Origin of the sequence: Salinicola salarius (genome assembly GCF_003206135.1) — a bacterium.
GTDB classification, from domain to species: Bacteria; Pseudomonadota; Gammaproteobacteria; order Pseudomonadales; family Halomonadaceae; genus Salinicola; species Salinicola salarius.
In genome coordinates, this window is sequence record NZ_PZJT01000006.1 from 494,388 (window position 1) to 518,234 (window position 23,847).

Here is a 23,847-nt window from a genome sequence, read left to right on the forward strand (position 1 = left end):
AGCATTGACTGACGGAAGTTCCCTATCGCTGATCGTTTATGGGCCAAAGACTCGGACTGACTCATGACTAAAGTCTTATCGATGGAGTCTTACCGATGGCAACCTAGCGCTTCTCACTGCCAGCGCAAAGTTGAAACTTCTAAAACCATCAAAACGAGTTTAACGAGAAGCGCATGGAATGTAGCACTCGAACGCCTCACTTCCAACGCATAATCATTGATTTAGCTTCTTTCTCGCCCCCTTATAAAAAGCGCGTTTACATAAAATTTCAAGGATGATAAATATCAAACTCAAGTACCAAAAATCGGTCTGGCATTTCAGTACAAATTCGTAACCTTATCACCATGAAATCCTTTGTTTTTATTCGCACGACTTTTGCCACATATCGAATCAATCGCGACAAAAACACAACAAATCATTGATTTAAAAAGGTTAAAACAACAACCCAAGAACCATACTCCTCTCTCGACCAGGAATCCGCCCTTAAAACCCCGCTTGTAAACTTGTTCACAATTTACGCATCCTGATGGGAACAGCGATGCATCAACGCCACTTTCCACAACAACCTCAGAAGAGAAAATGCTGTGGCAAACCCCCAGGACAAAACCGACCTGCAACAGGCTATATCGGCCAGTCGTCAGGCTTTCCTGTTTATCTTGTTGTTCAGCCTGTTCATCAACTTGCTCATGCTGGCGCCGTCGATTTACATGTTGCAGGTATACGACCGTGTAATCACCACCCGTAGCCCTGAAACCTTGCTCATGCTGACGCTGGTAGTGGTGTTCCTGTTTGTCGTGATGGGCGCCCTGGATCTGGTGCGTTCGCGCATTCTGGTTCGCGTCGGCAACCGACTCGACATGCAGATCAACGAACGGCTCTACCAGGCCACGTTCAAGCGTGCGCTGCTGGTGCCAGGCAGGCCGTCGGCCCAGCCATTCAATGATCTGACCACGCTACGTCAGTTTCTCAGCGGCAATGGGTTGTTCGCCTTCTTCGATGCGCCCTGGATTCCGGTCTACATCGCCATATTGACGCTGTTCCATCCCTGGTTCGGGATCTTCGCCGCCGTCGCCGCCAGCGTGCTGCTGGCGCTGGCATGGATCAACGAAAAGAGCACCCAGTCGCTGCTGAGCGAAGCCAACCGGGAGCACATCCAGTCCCAGGAACTGGCCCAGAGCAACCTGCGCAATGCCGAAGTGCTCCAGGCCATGGGGATGCTGCCGAATCTGCTCGCCCGCTGGCGAGGAAAGCATCACGACTATTTGCTGCATCAATCCCATGCCAGCGATCGGGCCGGTACCCTCAGCAACGTGTCGAAAACCCTGCGAATCCTGTTCCAGTCGTTGATCCTGGGGCTGGGTGCCTTTCTGGTCATCGAAGGTAGCCTGACCGGCGGCATGATGATCGCCGGCTCCATCCTGATGGGCCGCGCACTGGCGCCGATCGACCAGATGATCGGCGGCTGGAAGGGTTTCATCGCCGCACGTACCGCGCACGGACGGCTCAACGCCCTGCTGTCGGCGGTACCTGCCGAGCCTCAGCGCATGCCTCTGCCGCCGCCGACCGGGCGCCTGGCACTCGAATCGGTGACCGCGGGCCCTCCCGGCGAAAGCCGGCCGACCCTGTGGGAACTCGACCTGCTGTGCAATCCCGGCGAGCACATCGCTATCGTCGGCCCCAGTGCCGCGGGCAAATCGACGCTCGCTCGCGTCATGCTGGGCGTCTGGCCGGTGCAAAGTGGCTGTGTCCGGATAGGGGGCACCGATATCGGCCAGTGGCCGCGGGAACGGCTGGGGCCTTTCATCGGCTATCTGCCTCAGGATGTCGAGTTGTTCGACGGCAGCATCAGCGAAAATATCGCCCGTTTCGGTGATCTGGACCCGGCGCGGGTCATCGAGGCCGCCCAGAAGGCGGGCGTGCACGACATCATTCTGCGGCAACCCTCGGGTTACGACACCCAGATCAGCGGGGCCGGCGGCATCCTTTCCGGCGGGCAGCGCCAGCGACTCGGCCTGGCCCGGGCGCTTTACGGCAACCCGGTCCTGGTGGTGCTCGACGAGCCGGACGCCAATCTCGATGCCAGCGGCGAACGCGCGCTGCTGCACTGCCTGCGCCAGCTCAAGACTCAAGGCACCACGGTGTTCATCATCAGCCATTCATCGACCATCCTCGAGCATGTCGACCGTGTCCTGACACTGCAGGAAGGACGTATGGTGTCCTGCGCTCCCGCCCGCCAGCCTGCGCCGAAGATGGCGCAATCCTCGCGGGAGAGCGGCACACCCGTTCACTCCATCCGGATGCGTGCCCGCGGCAAGCCGGACGACTCGCGATCATCTCTTCCTCTCCCCCCGGAACCGCCGACGTCATGACGATTTCATCTGCCGCGCCGATAGCGCTCGGGGCTCCTGCCCCTCAGTTGCCCACCAGCGATCGCACCAGCCGACGCTGGGGTCTGGCCATTCTGGTATTCGCCCTGGGCGGTTTCGTGCTCTGGTCGGTCACGGCCGATCTCGCGGTCGCGGTGGTGGCGCCGGGATCGGTGGCCGTCGAGACCTCGACCAAGAAGGTTCAACACTTCGAGGGCGGCATCGTCAAACGCATCCTGGTCGAGGATGGCGATCAGGTCAGCGCCGGAGATTCGCTGATCGTGCTCGACGACACCCAGCCGCTGGCCAAGCTCTCGATTGCCGAGTCGGAATACCGTATTGCCTTGGCGAGCGAGGTCCGCCTGCTGGCCGAGCAGAGCGACCGCGACACGCTGACGTTTCCCGATATCCTGCTCGATGACGTGTCGCCGCGGGTGCAGGCCGTGGTCGACGTGCAGCAGCGTCTGTTCCAGGTCCGCCGGCAGTCGTTGAAGGATGCACTGTCCGCACTGGACGAGAAGGCTCGCCAGATGCAGGAGCAGATCGCCGGTCTCGAACGGTTGCAGCAGGTCAATCGGTCCAAGATCAACTCGCTTTCCGGAGAAGCCGGCGACTATCGCACGCTGTTCAAGGAGGGGCTTGGAGACAACCAGCGCCTGCGCGAGCTCGAACGCCAGGTGCTCGAGTATCAGGGGGAAAACGCCCAGCATAGCGCGGAAGTGGCGCAGCTACGTTCGCAGATCAGCGAGAACGGGTTCCAGAAGGAAATTCGTCGACAGGAGTATCACCAGGAAGTTGGCGAACATCTCAAGGATGTCCAGTCCCAGGTGACGGACGCCGAGGAGCGGGTCACCGCGCTGCGCGATCAGGTTCAGCGTACCGCTATCGTCGCGCCGGTCTCGGGAACCGTCGTCGGCCTCCAGGTCCACACCCAGGGCGCCGTCATTCGCTCCGGCGATACGGTGATGGAAATCGTCCCGGCCAACGAAGCCTTTATCGTCGAAGCGCGAATCCCGGATCGCGACATCGACAATGTCCACATCGGACAACCTGCCGAGATCCGCTTCAGTGCCTTCAACCAGCGGCTATCCAATGTGATCGAAGGTGAAGTCGCCCACGTTTCAGCAGACAGTTTCGAAGACGAGGCAACACGCAACCATTACTACAAGGCCCGCATCCGCGTCACCGACGTGGGTCATTCCGAAATGACTTCGTCGATGCAGCTGCTGGCCGGCATGCCTGCCGAAGTCATGCTGAAGACCGGCGACCGCACCTTTGCCAGCTACATGTTCAAACCGTTCAGCGACATGCTGGCACGCGCGATGCGAGAAGAGTGATGCCATCCATTCGTCAATGGGCGTTGACCGGTTGTCTGGCGACGCTGATCGCCACGGCGCATGCCCAGCCACTCAAGATCGAAGCACCGCTACCGTCCCTTCCACAACTGGTCGCCCTGGCGCTGACCTACGACAGCGGCTTGCAGAGCCAGCGCCTGGATAGCCAATCGATGGCGCAGGAAGTGCCGATGGCGCAGGCAGGGTTGCGCCCCCGGCTCGATGCCACCGCTGCCTATCGCTACACGGACGCCGACAATATCTACACCGACAATCCCGATGACTATCCGGACGAGGTCTATGACGATCGCGTTTCCGGCAGGACGCGGGACACCAGTTGGGAACTGCGGCTGACACAGCCGCTGTTCAGCCTCGAGCGCTGGCGCCGGGTCGGCAAGGCTCGTGCGCAGATGGATGCGGCGGCGCTGCAGGTGGCCGTCGCCGAGCGTGACCTCGCGGTCAAGGTGGTGGAAACCTATCTCGATGCCTACCAGGCCTCGCGCAAGCTGGGCTTGCTGATCGCGCAGCGCGAGTCGCTGGTCTTGCAGCAGCGCCAGGCCCAGCGCGCCTACGACCTGGGTATCGGCGATCGTATCAACCTGCTGGAGTCCCAGTCGCGGCTGGATCAGGCGGTCGCCGACCAGACATCGGCGGAAAACGACCTGACCAACGCTCTGAGCGACCTCGAAAGGCTGACCGGCGTTGCGCTTCCCTTTGATCCGGTACTGGTCGATACGCCGGAGAATCTGAACATCTCACCGGAATCTCGCCCGCTGGAGAGCTGGCTGGCATTGAGCCGAAATAATGTGCAGGTGCGCCTGGCCGCCGAGCGCCAGCGCGTCGCCGACAGGGATACCGACGTGCGACGCGCGTCACGCTATCCCGAACTCAACCTGGTGGTCGGCTACAGTGATGTCGACAGTAGCGATGCCTTGAGAACCAGCAACGATCTTTCGGCCAGCGTGGAAATGAACCTGCCGATCTACCAGGGTGGCTATACCACCGCCAGTATCCGCCAGGGAGAGCTGACGGCACGAGCCAGCACGGCCAGCACGGAGAACGAACGCCGACTGGCCCAGCAGGAGGTTCGCAAGCGCCTGCTCAGCATGCAGGGCGACCTGCGCCAGCTGGAGGCCCTGCAGCGCTCGGTGGAATCCGGCAGTCTGTTCCTGCAGGCGGCGATTCGCGGCGAATCTCTCGGCCTGAGAGACTTGGTAGATGTCCTCGACGCCCGCTCCTCGCTCTATGATCTGCGCATTCGCTTCATCGAAACGCTCTGCCTCTATCTCGAGGATCGCACCTATTTGCAGGCCACTACCGATCAACTCGACACATCGACACTGGCGGAGGTGGCAAGCATTCTGGAGCGTGTAGAACGGGCAGCGCCGAGCGACGATGTCTGAACCGGACCAGGTTGGGAAAAGAAATATCGGACAATGCTCCGATGACTAGGCGGTCGAAGCGGTCGAAGCGGTCGAAGCGGTCGAAGCGGTCGAAGCGCCAATATTTTCAGGTCACGATCGACCGTATTCGACAACCGTACGATCGAAGAACGATCTGCTATCTTGACTAAAAATCGCCGGATAACGTGTTCGGCGGGATCGACCGAGAGAATGCAAGAGGGAATGCAATGAGCCTGCCACTATGGTGCCTGCTGATAACCGCGCTATTGCCCTTCTGGCTGGCATTCTGGGGCAGCAGCGTCAGGCGCCGGGAATTCGGTCACCTGGATAATCATCATCCACGCCAGCAATATGCGCAGATGACAGGTAAAGGCGCGCGTCTCTGGGCAGCGCAGAGCAACGCCTGGGAGGCGCTGGCGCTGTTCACCGCGGGTATCGTTGCCATGCAGACCTCGGGTGGCGGCAGGCTTGCGGATATCGCCTGCGTCGTCTTCGTGCTGGCTCGGATCGGCCATGGTCTCTGTTACGCCCTGGATCTGGCGACACTGAGGTCTTCTCTTTTCGTCGTCAGCTTTCTGGCCGTACTGTCACTCTTCATGACGGCTCTGCTATAGGCTACATGGCATCAAGGTGCGATCTTTCGAAAAGAGCGCCACGGCAAGGACCCATAGCGTTCAGGACCATCAAGTTTTAGCGAAATGAGCCGATAGAGTTCGAATCACCTTCCATGATTCGCTTTTTGCCATTCGAGTGCGATCGAGATCCCGTCCCATGTCCACCGACAATGAATTCCAACGCGGTTCGCCACAAGACACCGACGATAGTCTCGGAGAAGATAGCCTCGGAGAATCAGTGCTGCCTGCCCCGCCTTTCGAAAACGCGATGGCCGGTGATCTCGACACACACCAGCAATGGGCGCTGGAAGCCATGGCCGCAGCCCGGACCTCCTACTGGCGATGGTCTGCCCCCGAACGCAGCTTTCTCTGCGGCACGATAGCCGAACGAAGCGATAGCGACCTTCTGCGTCTTGACTGGTGGACGCTATTGAAGACGATGCCGTCGGCCGAGCGTCGGCGGCTGATCACCCTATGGCGGCGAATGAACGACGGTCAGCAGGACCGCGTCGACGTGCTGATACAACCCGACGCCACCAAGCCATCGATCTGGTGGCGCATCCGCGGCGCGATCATCTTGCGCGACGATGACGCCTCCCCTCTCGCGGCAACCGGCACCTGGGAAGTCCTCGACGATCCGCGTGACCAGCGACCTCATGGCAGCGTCCGGGCGCATGCGTTCGCCGCCTCGCGCGATTCGATGCTGGTCGTCGACAATCGCTGGCGCATTCTGGAAATCAACGACGCGTTCACCGCGCTCGGGGGGTTACCACCGAGCGCGATACTCGGCCGCGCACTGCAGCAGTACATAGATGCCGATGTGCTGCGCTCCGACCCGGCGACGGTCGCGCGTAACGATCGCATCCAGCACTACGAAGGACTCTTCCATGTCGAAGGGGCAGCACCCGTTCCCGTGGAATTGACCCTCAGCCACTTTACGCTGGACGAAACTGGCGAGACTCACTATATCGCCGCGCTACGGGACATCTCGGCACGCAAGCGCTCCGAGCGGGAGCTGGAGCATCTCGCCAGGATCGACACGCTGACTCAACTGCCCAATCGTGCGACGCTGCAGCAGACGCTGAACGGGCGGCTGCTCAGGCTCCTGCCTGGACACGGGCTCGCGGTCCTCTTCATCGATCTGGATGGTTTCAAGCACATCAATGACTCGCTGGGGCACCAGTCGGGCGACATCCTGCTGAAAATCATCGTCAAGCGGCTACGCGCCACGGTGCGTAGCAAGGATCTGGTCGCGCGCTGGGGCGGCGACGAATTCGTCGTGGTCATCGAGGTGGGCAGCGACACGGAACTCGCCGACAGGATCGCCCAACGCCTGCTCGAAGCGCTGTCCCACCCCATGGTGATCGGCGGGCATCAGATCAGCGTCACCGCCAGTATCGGCATCGTTCACGCACCGCAGAACGGGCGCGACGGAGAGACTCTGCTCAAGCATGCCGATGTCGCCATGTATGCGGCGAAGAACCGGGGCAAGAACGCCATCGTCGTCTATCACGAGCAGCTGAAGCATCACAGCCTGGAACAGATGTCGATGCTCGCCCACCTGCGGGAAGCCATCGCCAAGGACGCTCTCGACTTCGTGGTCCAGCCCAAGTTCGACGGCAACAATCGGATGATCGGCGCCGAACTGCTCGCGCGCTGGATGACCGAAGACCATGGCGAAGTGCCCCCTGCCGTCTTCGTGCCACTGACCGAAAACAACGGAATGGCGTCGGCACTGGGCAACCTGGCCATCGACCGCGCCGCCCAATATGCCGCCCGCCTGGCCGCCACGGGTAATCCGTTGCCGGTATCGGTGAACATCTCCGCGCTGCATGTCATGGACGACAAGCTGGCGAATACGCTACGCAGTGCCTGCCATCGCCATCACATCACGGCCGACCAGATCGAACTGGAGGTGACGGAGTCCGTGTTCCTGGAAGACACACGATTACCGGAAGCCCGGATCAAGCATCTCAGAAGCCAAGGTTTCCGTGTCGCGATGGATGACTTTGGCGCCGGTTACTCATCGCTGGGTTATCTCAAGCGACTGCCTTTCGACACCATCAAGATCGATCGCAGTTTCATGCACGGCCTGGAAGCGGACCGGCGTTCACGCGACCTGCTGGCAGGCATCGTCGAACTTTGCAATCTGCTCGGCATGGAAACCGTTGCCGAAGGCGTCGAGACCGAAGAACAGTGGCAACTGCTGCAGACGCTGGGCGTCAAGCAGTACCAGGGGTTTTATCTGGGTCGCCCCATGCCGGTGGAACAGCTATTGGAGCGATTGAAGGGAGAGCTCTGATCGCATCTCCCAGCGAAACCTTTCTGCCAGTCGCATGACGCGTCACGCCGGGGAAAGAAAACGGCCGGTAGCGTCGGGCGCCGTGCTGGCGTAACGTGCAAAACTTTCATTCATTCGCCCGCTTCGTGAAGCCGTTGCCCATGTCCCCGACGTTCAGCCTGATCGCTCCCGCCTCCTTCACCCGGCCCGATGTACTGGAACAAGCCGCCCGGGCGTTGCAGTCGTTCGGTATCGCCGTTCGCTTTCCCGACCGGCTGCAGGATCAACGACACTACCTGGCCGGGAGCGTCGAGCATCGCCTCCAGACGCTCTACGATGCCTACGCCGATCCCGACACCGATGCCGTCTGGGCCGTTCGCGGCGGCTATGGCTGCGCCCATCTGGCGACCGAAATCGACTGGAGCCGGCTCTCTCGCAAACCGCTGATCGGTTACTCCGATCTCAGCGTGTTACTGGATCAGTGCCATCGCCACGGCTTGCCGGCCATCCATGGCCCGGTGATGAAAGAGGGCGTGAAGCTCGCCAGCGATGATGCCGACCTGCGCACCGCGAGCCACCGCGATTTCAGCGCCCTGCTCGGACTGCTCGAGGGTCGGTCGCCGGAGAGCGTGGCGTTGACGCCTGTTTCGACAGTTTCAGCGGCGGCGATCGAAGGGCCGCTCGTCGGCGGCAATCTTGCGACCCTGGCCAGCGTTGCCGGCACCTCGCTGGCGTTTCGCGCACCGCCCGGGGCGATCGTGATTCTGGAAGATGTTGGCGAGCCCTACTACCGGCTCGAGCGCGACCTGTGGCAGCTGGTCCATTCCGGCGCGCTGGACACCGCCGCTGCCGTCTGCATCGGCACTTTCGAGAATTGCGTCCCCTACGGGGATCTCGAGATCGAGACGCTGTTCGAGACCTGGATCGCCCCTCGCGGCCTGCCGCTCTACGCAGGGCTTCCGGTCGGCCATGGACGTGACAACCTCCCTTGGCGCTACGGGTCGAAGGCGCGTATCGCCAGCGATCGGCTGCAGTTCCTTGACTGAGCTTGTCACCAAGACCCAGTTACGTTCATTCGAATCCACGAAAAACGCCGCCTCGCATAGACGAGGCGGCGATCGATTGGCTACCAACTTTGACTGGATACCAACTTCGACTGGATACCGACTTCGACTGGCACCTTGCACGCGGATTCGAACCCTATACGCGCTCGAACACCGTCGCCACACCCTGCCCCATGCCGATACACATCGTCGCCAGGCCGAGCGTAGTGTTCTGTTGACGCATGACGTTGAGCAAGGTAGTGCAGATACGCGCTCCGGAACAGCCCAGCGGGTGACCGAGCGCGATGGCGCCACCATGCAGGTTGACCGCCTCATCCAGGCGATCGAGCAGTTCGAGATCCTTCAGCACCGGGATCGACTGTGCCGCGAAGGCTTCGTTGAGCTCGACCGTCTGGATATCACCGATCTTGAGACCGGCGGCTGCCAGCGCCTTCTGCGTCGCCGGAACCGGGCCATACCCCATGATCGAGGCATCACAGCCGGCCACGCCGGTCGAGACGACTTTCGCCAGAGGCTCCAGTCCCAGAGATTTCGCCCGCTCGTAGCTCATCACCATCAGCGCCGAAGCGCCAACGGAGAGCGCCGACGAGGTCGCCGCGGTCACCGTGCCGTTCTTGGGATCGAACACCGGCTTGAGCGATGCCATCTGTTCGAGACTGGCGTCTTCGCGTACCACCTCGTCGTGCTTGATCAGACTGCGGTAGCCCTGCTGATCGTGTCCCTCGATCGGCACGATCTCGTTGTCGAAATAGCCTTGACGGTTGGCCTCGCTGGCGCGTCGATGAGAACGCAGCCCGAACTGGTCCTGCTGTTCGCGAGTCACCCCGTGCATCTTGCCCAGCAGTTCCGCCGTCAAGCCCATCATCATCGCCGCCTTGGCAGTGCTCTTGCTGGCCGCCGGATTGACATCGACTCCGTGATCCATCGGCACGTGCTCCATGTGCTCGACGCCGCCGATCAGATAGCAGTCGCCCATGTCGGCGCGAATGTTGGCCACTGCGATATGCAGCGCGCTCATTGACGATCCGCACAGGCGATTGATGGTCTGCGCCGGTACCGAACGCGGGATGCCGGTCAGAATGGCGGCGTTGCGTGCGATATTCATCGACTGCTCCAGGGTCTGGTTGACGCAACCCCAGAGGATGTCGTCGACGCCGGCCGGGTCGAGCTTCGCGTTGCGAGTGAACAGCGCCTGCATTACCGCTGCGGAGAGATTCTCGGCGCGGACGTGACGAAAGGCACCGTTCTTGGCCTTGGCCATGGGGGAGCGCACGGCATCGACCACCACGGCATCTCTTGCTTTCAAACTCATGACTGTGACTCCGGTTGGTGGTGGGCTCAGCGGTCGCTGGCGTCAGGGTAAAAGCGCTCGCCGTTGGCGGCCATTTCCTCGAGTCGCGCCGTCGGCGCATACAGCGCGCCCAGTTCGCCGGCGAGCCGTTTCGCTACCGCCACGAACTCGGCCACGCCCATGGCATCGATGTAACGCAGCGCACCACCGCGGAACGGCGGGAAGCCGATGCCGTAGATCAGCGCCATGTCGGCCTCGGCCGGCGACCCGACGATGCCGTCCTCGAGACAGCGCACCGTCTCCATGCACAGCGGCACCATCATTCGCGCAATGATCTCGTCGTCGGACAGTTCCCGTGCTTCGCGGACGACCCCGGCGACCAGCCGGTGAGCCTCGTCGTCATGGGTTTTCTTCGGCTTGCCCTTCTTGTCTTCCTCGTAGACGTAGAAGCCCTTGCCGTTCTTCTGGCCGAGCCGCTGGTTGTCCAGCATCACCTGAATCGCGGACTTGCCGTCGTGGGCCATGCGATCGGGGAAGCCTTCGGCCATCACCTCGCTGGCGTGCACGGCGGTATCGATGCCGACGACATCGAGCAGATAGGCAGGCCCCATCGGCCAACCGAAGCGTTCCATGACCTTGTCTGCACGCTCGAAGTCGACACCATGCTCGACCAGGCCGCTGAAACCACCGAAGTAGGGAAACAGGACGCGATTGACCAGGAATCCCGGGCAGTCGTTGACGACGATCGGCGTCTTGCCCATCTGGCGGGCGTAGGCCACTGTCGCGGCGACCGCGGCGTCGGAGGTCTTGGCGCCACGAATGACTTCGACCAGCGGCATCCGGTGCACCGGGTTGAAGAAGTGCATGCCGCAGAAGTTCTCGGGCCGCTTGAGATTGGCCGCCAGCCGGTCGATGGAGATGGTCGAGGTGTTGGATGCCAGGATGGTGTCGTCCGCGACCTGGGCCTCTACTTCGGCAAGTACCGCTTCCTTGATCCGGGGATTCTCGACCACGGCTTCGACCACGAGATCGACCGCACCGAAATCGCCGTAGGAGAGCGTCGGACGAATGTTGCCCAGCACTTCGGCCATTCGCGTCTGGCTGAGCTTGCCGCGCTCGAGCTGCTTGGTCAGCAGTTTGCGGGCTTCCTTCAGGCCGAGTTCGATCGCCTCGGTCTTGATGTCCTTCATCAGGATCGGCGTGCCCTTGTAGGCGCTCTGGTAGGCGATGCCGCCGCCCATGATGCCCGCCCCGAGCACTGCGGTCTGCTCGACCGCCTTGGCATCCTTCTCGTACTGCTTGGCCTTTTTCTTGACGGCCTGGTCGTTCATGAACAGACCGACCAGGTTGTAGCAGACATCGGTCTTGGCCAGCTTGGCGAAGGCTTGCGCTTCGATCGCCTGGGCGCGTTCGCGCTCTTCGCCTGCGCCCTTCTGGATGACGCGGATGGCCTCGATCGGTGCCGGATAATGCGGCCCGGCCTTCCCGGCCACGTAACCCTTTGCGGTTTCGAACGCCATCATCTGCTCGACCGCATTGAGCTTCAGTGGCGAACCCTTCTCGACACGTCGGGCACGGTAATCGAAATCCCCGGCATTGGCCTTGTCGATCATGTCTCGGGCCGCCGCCAGCAACTGGGATTGCGGCACAACGGCATCGACGGCGCCCACCTTGAAGGCCGTGACGGCATCGTTCTGCGAGCCCCCGGCAATCCACTCGATGGCATTGTCGGCACCGATCAGTCGCGGCAACCGGACACAGCCACCCCACCCCGGCACGATGCCCAGTTTGGTTTCGGGCAATCCGATCTGTGCCGTTTCCGCCATGATGCGGAAATCGGTGGTCAGTCCGAGTTCGCAGCCACCGCCCAGTGCCAGACCGTTGAGTGCGGTGACGGTCGGGAACGGCAGATCCTCGATGCGATTGAACAGCGCATGAATCCGTGTGTTCATGTCGACCAGAAACGCTTCGTCCTTGGCGAACATGGCATGAAATTCGGTGATATCGGCACCGACGATGAACACGTCCTTGGCGCTGGCGATGACGAGCCCCTTGAGGCCGGCCTCACTTTCCAATGCCTCGACGGCTTGCGACAACTCACCGATGACCGAGGATGAGAGCTTGTTGATCGCCTCATCCTTGAGATCGAACGTCAGGAGCGCGAGATCGCCGTCCTGACGCTCGACCCGGATGGCATCGCCTTGATAGAGCATGAGAAATCTCCGTGCCATGGCTGCGAAAGCGCCCCGTGCTGGCATCTACGAGGCGAATCATACGACTGTTTGAATACCGGGAGCTTGAGGCGCGCGAGTGGGCTCGTCAAGCTCAACCAAAGTCTCGGCCTACCGCACCGGCTCTCATCCCAGCGTAGACTACCGGCGGCCCGGCTCCGTCTGCCGGCGTCTTCGCGCAAAGTGATGCCTCACCCGCTAGAATGTCCCCCGCCTGCCTGTCGGCCTCTCCTCGTTTCGAGAAACAGACAGGCTGGCGCCTTGACAATCACTCGCAGGAGCCTGGCCCGTGGCCATGAAAGACCCCACGATACCTTCGACAGCGGCTCGTCTGGAACCGCTTGTCGCTCGTTTACGCCGCTATCACTGGGTCTGGCCACCTATCGCTTTCGTACTGGGTTTGCTGGGGTTTTTCCTGGTCGATCGGCAACAGTGGCTGGGGGCCGTGCTTGCCCTGGGGCTGGTGCTGACCTGGGCCCTGTTGATCGTCGAAGGTATTGCCAGCAAATGGCTGTCGCGACGAGGACGCAATGCCGCACTGCCCCGCGCGGCGGCGACGTTCATCGCACAGATGGTGCATCAGGAGACACTGTTCTTCTGTCTACCGTTCTTTCTCGCCACGACGATCTGGACCAGCGGCCAGGCTGTATTCACCGGACTCCTGATCGTCTGCTCGATTCTCGCCATTCTGGACCCTCTGTATTTCGGCTTGTCCAACCGTCATCGCTGGCTCTACTTCCTGCTCCATGCGCTGTGCGTGTTCGTGGTGATGCTGGTCACGCTGCCCATCATGCTGAGCCTGACCACGGGAGAGAGCCTGATACTGTCGATTCTGGCGATGATGTTCTTCAGCCTGCCTAGCGTCATGGGCCTGCTCAAACCCGGCGGCGTCGTCCGCTGGCTCGCCATGGCGGGGCTGCTGATCGTGCTGGGTGGCATTGCCTGGACAGGACGGACCTGGATACCGCCAGCGACGCTGTGGCTGTCCGGCAGCGCCCTCTCTCCCGGATTCGACACGGCCGCCCGCGAGCCCAGCGGCAGCATGACGCTGACGCCGCAGGCACTGCGCTCGCGCGGCCTCTATGTCTACACGGCGATACGAGCCCCCCGCGGGCTGCGCGAGAAGGTCTATCACGTCTGGCGTCATGAGGGCGATGTCGTCGAACGCATCGCGCTGGTCATTCACGGCGGGCGCGACCAGGGCTATCGAGCCTGGACCCACAAGCAGAATTTCTCCGCTGACCTGAAAGGCCGCTGGCAAGTGGACGTGATCACGCAGACCGGCCAGCGCATCGGTAGCGTACGGTTCACGGTGGCCGAAGGTGACGAAGCCTCGACGGCCGATGGTAACATCCAGCGCCCGTTGGGCATCCCCGGCTGGAACATCCGCCATGCCTTGGGAAGCCACGATGAGCAAGCCGACTAATCGCCAATCATTGTGGCTTGCATTATCCTGTGGCGCTTTGGAGAATGTTAGGACGTTCACGATTCAGGTAATCCGCTATGGCACAGCATATCGGCTTTAAACTGGCACGCCTGCCGCGACTCTGGCGCGCTGTCATCGATGAACGCTTGGCGCCACTGGGCTTGACCCAGACACGCTGGGTGACGCTTTGGAACTTGCGCAATATGGGCGGAGGTCAGGCGCAATGCGATCTGGCGCGAGCCATCGGCGTGGAAGCGCCCTCGCTGGTGCGCACGCTGGACCAGCTGGCCGAGCAGAATCTGATCGAGCGCCGCCCTTGCGCCGAAGATCGCCGTACCAAGCGCCTTCATCTGACGGAAGAGGCAACACCGCTACTGGAAAAGATCGAGGAGATCGTCACCGAGGTACGCGATGAAATGCTCGGCGGGTTCACGCCGGAAGAGATCGATGCTTTCGAAAGCATGCTGGATCGCATCGAGAAAAACGGGTTGGAACTACAGCGCCAGTCCGAGCAGACCAAGTCCAACTGAGGCGGGAGCAGGCACCGGCCTGAACACTCCGCCACGATCACGACCAAACGCACCGCGCCGCAAGCGGTGCGCCACTCAAGCAACGCATCACTCAAGCGATGAACCACTACCGAGGCTTGTTCGGCACCTCGACGTTTCTGCCGCTGCCAGCCAGGGTATCCCGCATTGCCAGCCAGCTCGTCCACTCCTGCGGGAACCGTTCGAAGTTCATCGCCTCCTGCCACCAGATGCACATCGTATGCTGGCCGGATTCGACGATCAGGGCGTCCGTCGGCAATCCGTCCAGGCACTGCTTGAGTGCCCGCAGACGCTCGGCATCCAGCGATGGCAGCGGCGCCTGGCGCCAGCGCCACTGATCCGTTGCCGCTTCCAGTGCTTCGCTGGCGACATCGTTACGAATCAGTGTGAAATCGCTGCCCGGCTTCGTTCCCGGGTATCGCAGCCGATAACCGGTCAGCGCCACGTTCGGCATCGCCAGTGGCGCCTTGGTAAAGTTCAACTCCCCGCCGTTGGCCTTGACGTGCCGACGCATTTGCCCGCGGTTGGACTCGCCTCGGCTCGGCCGCAGCCATACCATTGGCGACAGAATCAGCAGTACGGCAACCAATAGAAAACCCAGCACTGCCATAACGTCTTTACTCCTGTTTCGGCCGACTCTTCCACGACCCAGTTTCGTTTGATACGACCAAGGTATGAGGCATCACCGTGCACTCTATCGGTTACATCACGTTGCGTCGCGAAAGCGCATGGTTGATGATCGCCTGCGGCGCCTGACCGCAGGTCATTATCGAAAATTGCGTTGTGCCGCTCATGAGGCGCGCTTACAGTTATCCATGTTCATTCGCCGAACGGGGGGTTACCCGATGAGCAACGAATACCATCACGTGCTGGTTGCCGTGGATCTGACCAAGGATTCGCATAAAGTCCTGGAACGCGCGATTCCCATCGCACGCCGGAACCAAGCCAAGCTCTCGATCATCCATACGCTGGAGCCCCTGGGATTCGCCTACGGCGGCGATATCCCGATGGACCTGACGAGCATCCAGGATCAGCTCGACGAACACGCCACGCAGCGACTGGCCGATATCTCCGATCCTTACGACATTCCTCGTGAAGACCAGCATATCGTGGTCGGCATGCCGGATACCGAAATTCAGCGCTTTGCCAAGGAGCACGACGTGGACCTGATCGTCGTGGGCTCCCATGGTCGCCACGGCTTCGCGCTGTTGCTGGGGTCGACATCGACCGGCGTTCTGCATGGCGCAGAGTGTGACGTTTTGGCGGTTCGCGTCGGCAAGGATGGCGAAACGGAAGAGTAATGGCGACCGGTCTCGTCTCCCGCTGAATCATGCGCCTTGCCCGCGATGGGCAAGGCGCATCCTGCCGCCGCGAGCGGCGACTAGCCCTCTCCTTCCGCCATCGCCTCCAGCTCCATCCAGCGCTCCATTGCCCGATCCAGCTCGGCCTGGGTTGCCGAAAGCGCCTCGATGGCCGCGGTGACGGTCTCGCTTTCCTGCTGGTAGAAGTCCGGCTCGCCCATCTGGGCCTCGAACGTCGCGATCTTGCCCTCCAGAGTTTCGATCGTTGCCGGTAACGAGTCCAGCTCCCGCTGCAGCTTGTAGGAGAGCTTCTGGCGACGCTTGTCGCTTTCGCTCTTCGTCGGTTGCGCGGATGCCGCCTGCCGCTCGGCCAGCTTTTCCTGCGCCTTGCGTGCCTCGGCCAACTCCCACGGTGCCGGCGGTAGCCGCCCACCCTGTCGGACCCAGTCGGTATATCCGCCCACATAACTGCGCACGATGCCATCGCCCTCGAACGCCAGCACGTCGGTGACCACGTTGTCCATGAACGCGCGGTCATGCGAGACCAGCAGCAGCGTGCCTTCGAAGTCGAGCAAAAGCTCTTCCAGCAGCTCCAGGGTTTCCACGTCAAGATCGTTGGTCGGCTCGTCCAGCACCAGCACGTTGGCCGGCTGGGTGAAGAGCTTGGCCAGCAGCAGACGGTTGGACTCGCCGCCGGACAGCGCCTTGACCGGTTGTCTCGCGCGCTCCGGCGTGAACAGGAAGTCCTGCAGGTAGCTGATGACGTGCTTGTCCTTGCCCGCGACCGTCACCTTGTCGCTGCCCTGAGCAACGTTGTCGTAGACGCTCTTGTCCAGCTCGAGCCCCGCGCGCAGCTGATCGAAATAGGCGACCGACAGGTTGGTGCCCATGCGCACACTGCCTTCGCTGGGCTCGAGCTCGCCCAGCAGAATCTTGAGCAGCGTGGTCTTGCCGGCGCCGTTTCGCCCGATCAGACCAATGCGATCGCCGCGCTGAATCTCCAGCGACAGGTCGCGAATGATGCAGGCCTCCGCGTAGTAGTGCGTCACCCCCTGCAGCTCGACGACGCGCTTGCCGCTGCGTTCGCCGCTATCCACCTGGAACGATGCTTTGCCCTGGCGCTCGCGCCGCTGGGAGCGTTCGTTGCGCATCTTTTCCAGCGCCCGGACCCGGCCTTCGTTGCGGGTTCGGCGCGCCTTGATGCCCTGGCGAATCCAGGTTTCTTCCTGCGCCAGTTTCTTGTCGAACTCGGCACGTTCGCGCGCCTCGACTTCCAGCTCGTGCGTCTTTTGTGCCTGGTAGGTGGCGTAATCGCCGGGATAACGACCCAGGCGTCCGCGGTCGAGTTCCAGAATCGTGGTCGCCAGCTTCGAAAGAAAGGCGCGGTCGTGGGTAATGAACAGGACGGCGCCGTCGAATGCCAGAAGCTGCTCTTCGAGCCAGGTAATGGTATCGATGTCGAGATGGTTGGTCGGCTCATCGAGGAGCAGCAGGTCGGGCCCGGCCACCATGGCGCGCGCCAGCGCCACCCGCCGGCGCCAGCCACCCGAGAGGCCGCTCATCAGGGCATCGGCCGGCAGGCCCAGCCGGGTCAGCACGGTATCGATACGCTGATGGAAGGACCAGCCATCCTGCGCTTCCAGACGCGTCTGCAGCGTCTCCAGCCGTCGCATGTCCGGCTCGGCCATCGCCACGAGACGGTGATACTCGGCCAGCAAGTCTCCGGTTTCGGGCAGCCCCTGGGCGACGACTTCGAAGATCGTCGCCTCGTCGGCGTCCGGCAGCGCCTGTTCGAGAACGCCGATCTTGAGACCCGGCGCGCGCCAGATATGGCCATCGTCGGCCTGATTATCGCCCGCGATCAGTTTCAGCAGCGTCGACTTGCCGGTGCCGTTACGCCCGACCAGCGCGATGCGCTCTCCCTTCTCGATGACCAGGTCGGCGCCATCGAGCAGCGTATGGTGCCCGTAGGCGAGTTGCAGTTGTTCAAGGCGTAGCAGAGCCACGTAGGACCTCGCGATCGTGAAACTTCGAAATGGTGACGGTCATGTCTTGCCGAGCGTGTCTTGCCAAACGTGCTTCTGAAGAAACGTGTCGTCTGGCTGGCATTGTACCTTGCTCGACCAAACTCGCCGAAATGGATTGGCCCACGCTTCGCCGTTGGCGTCCGGCGCTTTACAATGCCCGTCGATACCTGCATCGACTGACATTTCATCGACTCATCATTCACTGACCAAGAGGAGTGCCGCGTGAGCGACACGTCCCCGCATGAATCCACGAACGGCGGTACTCCGCTGCCGGAAGCGTTACGCATCACTTCCCCGGTGCCACTGGTCGATATCGGGGCCAACCTGACGCACGAAAGCTTCGACCGAGATCTCGAGGCCACGCTGACTCGGGCGACCGAGGCCAATGTCACGACGCTCGTGATCACTGGCGCCGATCTCGAGGGCGCTACCCAGGCAGCAAAGCTGGCAACTCGCTTCGCGGGTCTCCATGCCACGGCGGGGCTGCATCCTCATCACGCCGCCGATTGGACCTCCGAGCTGGAACAGGCGATGCGCGAGCTCCATCGCCAGAAAACCGTGGTCGCCGTGGGCGAATGCGGTCTCGATTTCCATCGCAATTTTTCATCGCATACGGATCAGGAACGCGCACTGGAAGCGCAACTGGCCCTGGCGGCGGAGACGGGGTTACCCGTGTTTCTCCATGAACGTGACGCCGGCCGCCGGATGCTGGAAATGCTGCGGGAATGGCGAGACCGGCTCAGCGACGCCGTCGTCCACTGCTTCACCGGCGACAGGGAAACACTCCACGGCTATCTCGATCTCGATCTGCACATCGGGCAGACCGGCTGGCTGAGCGACGAGCGTCGGGGCCATCATCTTCGCGAATTCGTCGCCGATATTCCCGACGACCGCCTGATGGTGGAAACCGATTGCCCTTACCTGCTGCCCCGCAATCTGCCGGCAAAGATAAAAGGACGCCGCCACGAGCCGGCTCTGCTACCTTGGATAGTGAGAGAGCTGGCTCACTGGCGCGGCACGACCGAGGCCGAGCTGGCACGACAGACCACGCTGACGGCCAAGCGTTTCTTTCGGATCGAGGAGGTCGCTGGCGAATGACGAACTATCCCGGATTCATCGCTGTCGAGACAGGTGGCGACAACTCGCTGCCACTGGCTATCGCCTGGGCACTGCCCAACGGCCAGGTCAAGAATACCCTGATCCAGCCTGACGACGAATGGCTGGAAGACGAACTGCTGTCGCTCGGCGGCTATGATCTCGACGAACTCCGCCACCTGGGCATCAGTCCTCTCGACGTCCTCAGGGAGCTGGAGAACGATCATTTCAGCGAGACGCTCTATACCGCTGGCGTTCAGGATGACGAAGCGGCGCTATCGATGATGTTCGATGACTTCGGCGTCGATCCCTTCGTCGAGCTGGCGCCCGCCTCGATGCTCTACCCCGACCTCGAGCCCGGCGAATGGGCCCGCGCCCGCAACGAGCTCTTCGGGGAAATGGGCCTCGAGCCGTTGCGTCCGGAGCACGAGGTACAGGTCATGCTCTACCTGCATCAGCGGCTGATCCAGCGGGACGAGTAGTATCGCTCGCGTCGAGCCGTCGCCGCCCGGCGGCGACGGCTTCCTGGATCCCGCCCGTTCCGGCATAGAAGATACCGAGCGTGTCGATCAAGGCCTGGGCGCGTAGCGGCATGCCTTCACTACGATAACGGGCTGCTCGCGCAGAGACTTTCCTGCTGAAAGCCTGTCGATCGACCTCGACGCCATCGAGATTGTCGACGCTGACCTGAAATAGTTTTCCGCACGCTTCGCTGAACAGCAACTCCAATGCCTGGGGCGCGACCTCCACCCGCTCGAAATCTTTCTGCCGGCGGGCGTCGCGTCCATCCGGTTCATACCAGTAGCCATAGTCCTCGAGCTGGCGACGCTTCTCGCCGGCGATACACCAGTGGCTGATTTCATGCAGCGCGCTGGCAAAGAAACCATGGGCGAACACGATCCGATGATGATCGTGCCGGGCATCCGCAGGCAGGTAAATGGGTTCATCCTCTCCGCGAACCAGCCGCGTGCGATAGCGGTCGGCGAATACGCCGTCGAACAGATGAATCAGATCGTCGATGTCATGAATCATGAACGCCTCCAGAACTGCGCCGGAGTATACGTAAGTTCACCTCGGTCGCCGAGCGCTGGCGATCGACTCCTGCTAGAATCGCCGCCCTGCCCGTTCGGTCAAGGAGCGCTTCGTGTCGTCGACCGCCCATCGTTTTTATCGCTGTCGAAAAGAGACTGCGAGCCTGGTACGCCTGGGCCTGCCGATCTGTGGCGCGCAGCTGGCACAGGCCGGCATGAGTGCGTCGGATGTGATCATGTCGGGGCGGGCCAGTGCCACCGACCTGGCAGCCGTCTCGGTGGGCGCGAGTCTGTGGGTGCCCTTGATGCTGTTGATGACCGGGACGTTAATGGGCGTCACTCCGATCGTCGCCCATCGCGCAGGCGCGGAACGTTTCGACCAGGTGCGCGGGAAGGTTCACCAGGCGCTTTGGGTAGCCTTGGTACTCGGATGTTTCAGCGCGCTGATCATGACCTTCGGCGGCAAAGCCATCTTCCAATTGATGGAAATACCCACCGATGTCGCCAGCCTGGCGGTCGAATACCTGAAAGCGGTGGCTTTCGGTATCCCGGCCGTGGCGCTCTATCAGGCGCTGCGCGCCTTCTCCGACGGCATGCACCATACTCGTCCGGCATTGTGGATGAGCCTTCTCGGGCTGGCCGTGAATATTCCCGGCAACTTCGTGTTGATCTACGGCGGCCCCGGCCTGACCGAGCTGCTGGGCGACGACATTCCGCTCTTTCTACAGCAACTGCCTGCTCTGGGCGCGTTCGGCTGCGGTATCGCGACAGCCATCTCCATGTGGGCCATGTGCCTGGGCATGATCTGGTATACGGCACGAAGCCGTGCCTACGCACCAGTGATGCTCTGGGTATCTCCGACTCTGCCATGCTGGAGAGACATCGCCGAACTCCTGTATATCGGCCTGCCGATTGGTCTGGCGATTTTTTTCGAGGTCACCCTGTTCACCGTGATCACGCTACTGGTCGCCTATCTCGGCGAGATCACGGTAGCCGCGCACCAGATCGCCCTCAATGTGACGTCGATTCTGTTCATGCTGCCGCTGTCGCTGAGCATGGCGTTGACCGTCAGGGTCAGTAACCGACTGGGCGCCGGCAACAATGCAGAAGCCCGCTTCGTTGCCTGGAACGGTATTGGTGTCGGCTTTGCTCTGGCGCTGTTCAACAGTCTGCTGATCTGGTTGCTGGCGGCGCCTGTGGTATCGCTCTATACCGCCAATCCCGAAGTGCGGACCTTGGCCATGTCGCTGATCCTGCTGGCCATGATGTTCCAGATTTCGGATTCGCTTCAGGTCAATCTGGCTGGCGCCTTGCGCGGGTACAAGGATACTCGGGTGGTCATGGGCATCACGCTGTTTTCCTACTGGTTCGTCGGCCTGGGTTGCGGCCACCTACTGGGGCGAGGGCTGGAGGGTGCGTTCGATTCGCTGGGGGTCTATGGTTACTGGATCGGCCTCAATGCCGGGCTGACCTCGGCAGCGCTGCTGCTGGCCTGGCGACTATGGCGCGTCAGCCGACGTCAACGGATGGAAACCTGAAATAATCCCCATCGTGTTTAACCCGGGGCTTAACAGGCCCTTCATGGCTATGCTAATACTGGCACCATGCCTCAAGCCGAGACATTGCCGACCAGGAGGGTAGCCATGGGTGTCCCACTTTCCCCTCGATCTGCGCAGATCATTGATCTGGAAACCATGAGGCATCGGCTGAGAGCCAGGAAGCGGTTGGTCCGGTTGTCGCCCGAGCTCGATGGTCTGGAAATGCTTTACTACCTCGCCTCAGACCCCGATACGCTGTACGGGATGCCGCTGCTGGCATGGGGCCTGCGTGAAGACGACGAAGTCGTCGGCCTGATACCTTGGATGGAGTCGTTGGCGTCGTGCCATGAACTGGATGATCCCGAGTATGGTCACTTCGTTGGCTACCGGGATCCCGAGACTCACGAGATATTTCACGACGCGCCCGAACACAAGATCGTCGAGTTGGCGCACGCGGCAGCCTACTTCGATTACGAAGAGACACCGGAAGTCTCTCTGACTCAGCAACTTCCGGAAACCCAGGGTACCCATGCGCTATGCATGGACGAAGACGGCAAACCTTGGCAGCTCAAGCAGATTTTTGGATGGCATCTCTACAGCGATGGAACCGTCGATGCGATGCTGGTCGATGAGGGCCAGGCGACATCGCTTCCCGTGCTGATGGGTGATGAGTGTCTCTACCCGGGCAAGAGCCGTCATCAGACGCTCTATTTTTTCCAGCGCAATATCGCCAATCGCATTCGAAACGAAGATCCAGACACGCTGGAAGCGTTGGCCTTGATGGTCATGCCGGACAACTGATCGGCCCGGCTTGAAGTGTATCGATCGAACGAACCGCTATTTCATCCCAGCAGAATGCGATAGCGGTACTCTCCTTCGACCTCGGATTGCTCGATAAGCTCGTGCCCAAGAAAGCTGCAGAATTTGGGGATATCGCGGGTCGTGGCGGGATCGGTAGCGATGACATCGAGAATGTCGCCCGCCGACATGTCACGTACCTTGTTATGCATCAGCATGATCGGCTCCGGACAGTAGAGTCCGCTCGTATCCAGCGTTTCACTTCGCATCGATTCAGCGTTACTCATGGCTCCCTCGCGCAATCATCATCGCTCTCCTTTCAGCCGAACGTGAACGGTGACCTCTTCACGATCATGATACAGATGGCGACAGGCGATATCAGCTTCTATGCCCTCCGCCTTCAGCGTTACCTCGAGCCGTGTCAGGCAGCGCTGAACCTCTTCCCAGCGCTTTTTCATCGGCAATTTCAGGTTGAATATCGCCTCGCGACACCAACGCTTGATCAGCCATCGCTCGACCATGTCGATGACGCGCATCGGCTTGTCGACGATATCGCAGACCAGCCAATCGAGCCGGTACGGGGGCTCCCACACGAATCCGTCTTCACGCAGATGCTCGACCTGCCCCGTGGCCATCAGACCAGGCGCCATGGGCCCGTTATCGATGGCATAGACGAACATGCCTCGACGAACCAGCTGGTACGTCCAGCCACCCGGCGCCGCGCCGAGATCCACGGCCTGCATGCCTTCATGCAGCCGTGACTCCCAGGCCTCTTTCGGCACGAAGGTATGCCAGGCCTCCTCGAGCTTCAGCGTCGAACGACTCGGGGCATCCGCCGGATGACGAAGACGCAGGACGCCCCCCGGATGTTCACTGCGATTGCCGGGGAAGCTCATCCCTATCTGCACGGCGTCGCCTGCCAGCCAGAACAGATGCAGTCGACGCCCACCAGCTTTCCGCCGCAAACCGCCACCTCGCTTCAAAGCGCTTTCCAGAGGGCGACTCAAGGATTTGGCCAAACGTGACAGGCTCTTGCCTTCATTGGTATCAGGCGTCTCGTGCCAGATGGACTCGAAATTCCAGCCGCTTTCCTTGATCAGCTCCACGACGGGCGAGATCCGGTCATCGCGGGAAAGTGACAACGGCTCGAAAGCAACCAGTGACTGCCTGGCGAATACCAAAGACATCAACGGCAACCCACGATGGATACCGTTGGCTGGCCGGGAATCACGACTCTGCCAACGAACGAAACCGCTGTTGCTTTCGGCCGCCACGACCTGCCCCGGCTCATCGAGTTCGTGTGCACGAGCTGTTATTTCAGCCGTCAGGTCGGGCTCGAAACCGGCCCGACAATACAACAGCCATTCGTTGGGCACTCGATTCACAATCGCCTCGCTAAGCTGGTACTCGTTTCAAAAACCTGGTGATCTTTTCAAAAAAGTCTGGCATAAAAAAACCCCAGCCTTGTTGGGCTGGGGTTTGGGATAGATGCCTGACGA

The 23,847-nt window shown here is 61.3% G+C and carries 20 protein-coding genes; 13 read left to right on the forward strand and 7 right to left on the reverse strand.

Annotated features, from left to right (window positions below):
* Positions 1-584: 584 nt before the first annotated feature.
* The 6 genes from DOM32_RS08715 (at position 585) to DOM32_RS08740 (ending at position 9,044) form a co-directional block, all read left to right on the forward strand.
* Positions 585-2,369, forward strand: a complete 1,785-nt coding sequence (locus tag DOM32_RS08715; protein ID WP_110633301.1) for a type I secretion system permease/ATPase — start codon at positions 585-587, stop codon at positions 2,367-2,369.
* Positions 2,366-3,703, forward strand: coding sequence for an HlyD family type I secretion periplasmic adaptor subunit (locus DOM32_RS08720; protein ID WP_110633305.1), 1,338 nt, complete (start codon positions 2,366-2,368; stop codon positions 3,701-3,703). The genes DOM32_RS08715 and DOM32_RS08720 overlap by 4 nt, the downstream gene beginning before the upstream one ends.
* Complete coding sequence (locus DOM32_RS08725; protein WP_110633308.1) at positions 3,703-5,103, forward strand: TolC family protein; 1,401 nt, start codon at positions 3,703-3,705, stop codon at positions 5,101-5,103. The genes DOM32_RS08720 and DOM32_RS08725 overlap by 1 nt, the downstream gene beginning before the upstream one ends.
* Positions 5,104-5,330: 227 nt before the next feature.
* A complete protein-coding gene (locus DOM32_RS08730) occupies positions 5,331-5,717 on the forward strand; it encodes an MAPEG family protein (RefSeq protein ID WP_110633311.1) in 387 nt (128 codons plus the stop codon).
* Positions 5,718-5,874: 157 nt separating this feature from the next.
* Entirely contained in the window at positions 5,875-8,019 is a 2,145-nt protein-coding gene (locus tag DOM32_RS08735) for a putative bifunctional diguanylate cyclase/phosphodiesterase (RefSeq protein ID WP_110633314.1), read from the forward strand.
* A gap of 140 nt (positions 8,020-8,159) precedes the next feature.
* Positions 8,160-9,044 carry a S66 peptidase family protein gene (locus tag DOM32_RS08740; RefSeq protein ID WP_071230356.1) on the forward strand — a complete coding sequence of 295 codons (885 nt, stop codon included), beginning with the start codon at positions 8,160-8,162 and terminating at the stop codon, positions 9,042-9,044.
* A 154-nt stretch (positions 9,045-9,198) separates the two neighbouring features.
* Here DOM32_RS08740 and fadA read toward each other — a convergent pair whose 3' ends face one another.
* Together fadA and fadB are read right to left on the reverse strand one after the other, a co-directional pair.
* A complete protein-coding gene (gene fadA, locus DOM32_RS08745) occupies positions 9,199-10,374 on the reverse strand; it encodes an acetyl-CoA C-acyltransferase FadA (protein WP_071230355.1) in 1,176 nt (391 codons plus the stop codon).
* A 26-nt stretch (positions 10,375-10,400) separates the two neighbouring features.
* Positions 10,401-12,566: a fatty acid oxidation complex subunit alpha FadB gene (gene fadB / locus DOM32_RS08750; RefSeq protein WP_071230354.1), complete on the reverse strand. Its 2,166-nt coding sequence runs from the start codon at positions 12,564-12,566 to the stop codon at positions 10,401-10,403.
* A gap of 313 nt (positions 12,567-12,879) precedes the next feature.
* Here fadB and DOM32_RS08755 point away from each other — a divergent pair, with 313 nt between their 5' ends.
* On the forward strand, positions 12,880-14,010 hold the full coding sequence (locus DOM32_RS08755) for a DUF5924 family protein (RefSeq protein WP_071230353.1): 1,131 nt from the start codon (positions 12,880-12,882) through the stop codon (positions 14,008-14,010).
* Positions 14,011-14,087: 77 nt separating this feature from the next.
* Positions 14,088-14,540: a transcriptional regulator SlyA gene (slyA, locus tag DOM32_RS08760; RefSeq protein ID WP_071230352.1), complete on the forward strand. Its 453-nt coding sequence runs from the start codon at positions 14,088-14,090 to the stop codon at positions 14,538-14,540.
* 106 nt (positions 14,541-14,646) lie between these two features.
* On the opposite strand, the gene DOM32_RS08765 is transcribed toward slyA, so the two are convergent.
* Positions 14,647-15,168: a hypothetical protein gene (locus tag DOM32_RS08765; RefSeq protein WP_071230351.1), complete on the reverse strand. Its 522-nt coding sequence runs from the start codon at positions 15,166-15,168 to the stop codon at positions 14,647-14,649.
* Between the two features lie 235 nt (positions 15,169-15,403).
* On the opposite strand from DOM32_RS08765, the gene DOM32_RS08770 reads away from it, so the two are divergent.
* Positions 15,404-15,859 (forward strand): universal stress protein, encoded by a 456-nt coding sequence (locus DOM32_RS08770; RefSeq protein ID WP_071230430.1) that lies wholly within the window; start codon positions 15,404-15,406, stop codon positions 15,857-15,859.
* Positions 15,860-15,939: 80 nt separating this feature from the next.
* On the opposite strand, the gene DOM32_RS08775 is transcribed toward DOM32_RS08770, so the two are convergent.
* Entirely contained in the window at positions 15,940-17,865 is a 1,926-nt protein-coding gene (locus tag DOM32_RS08775) for an ATP-binding cassette domain-containing protein (protein WP_110633317.1), read from the reverse strand.
* A 243-nt stretch (positions 17,866-18,108) separates the two neighbouring features.
* Here DOM32_RS08775 and DOM32_RS08780 point away from each other — a divergent pair, with 243 nt between their 5' ends.
* Positions 18,109-18,984: a TatD family hydrolase gene (locus DOM32_RS08780; protein ID WP_110633320.1), complete on the forward strand. Its 876-nt coding sequence runs from the start codon at positions 18,109-18,111 to the stop codon at positions 18,982-18,984.
* Positions 18,981-19,463 carry a hypothetical protein gene (locus DOM32_RS08785; RefSeq protein WP_071230348.1) on the forward strand — a complete coding sequence of 161 codons (483 nt, stop codon included), beginning with the start codon at positions 18,981-18,983 and terminating at the stop codon, positions 19,461-19,463. Before DOM32_RS08780 ends, DOM32_RS08785 begins: the two co-directional genes overlap by 4 nt.
* Here DOM32_RS08785 and DOM32_RS08790 read toward each other — a convergent pair.
* Positions 19,420-20,013: an elongation factor P hydroxylase gene (locus tag DOM32_RS08790; RefSeq protein ID WP_110633323.1), complete on the reverse strand. Its 594-nt coding sequence runs from the start codon at positions 20,011-20,013 to the stop codon at positions 19,420-19,422. The genes DOM32_RS08785 and DOM32_RS08790 overlap by 44 nt on opposite strands.
* A gap of 112 nt (positions 20,014-20,125) precedes the next feature.
* Here DOM32_RS08790 and DOM32_RS08795 point away from each other — a divergent pair, with 112 nt between their 5' ends.
* Positions 20,126-21,550 carry an MATE family efflux transporter gene (locus DOM32_RS08795; RefSeq protein ID WP_244179859.1) on the forward strand — a complete coding sequence of 475 codons (1,425 nt, stop codon included), beginning with the start codon at positions 20,126-20,128 and terminating at the stop codon, positions 21,548-21,550.
* A 105-nt stretch (positions 21,551-21,655) separates the two neighbouring features.
* The gene (locus DOM32_RS08800) at positions 21,656-22,351 is read left to right on the forward strand and encodes a hypothetical protein (RefSeq protein ID WP_110633326.1); all 696 of its coding nucleotides are present in this window, start codon (positions 21,656-21,658) and stop codon (positions 22,349-22,351) included.
* A 41-nt stretch (positions 22,352-22,392) separates the two neighbouring features.
* On the opposite strand, the gene tusA is transcribed toward DOM32_RS08800, so the two are convergent.
* Positions 22,393-22,635 (reverse strand): sulfurtransferase TusA, encoded by a 243-nt coding sequence (tusA, locus tag DOM32_RS08805; protein ID WP_110633329.1) that lies wholly within the window; start codon positions 22,633-22,635, stop codon positions 22,393-22,395.
* A gap of 18 nt (positions 22,636-22,653) precedes the next feature.
* Complete coding sequence (rlmM, locus tag DOM32_RS08810) at positions 22,654-23,736, reverse strand: 23S rRNA (cytidine(2498)-2'-O)-methyltransferase RlmM (RefSeq protein ID WP_110633332.1); 1,083 nt, start codon at positions 23,734-23,736, stop codon at positions 22,654-22,656.
* Positions 23,737-23,847: the final 111 nt, after the last annotated feature.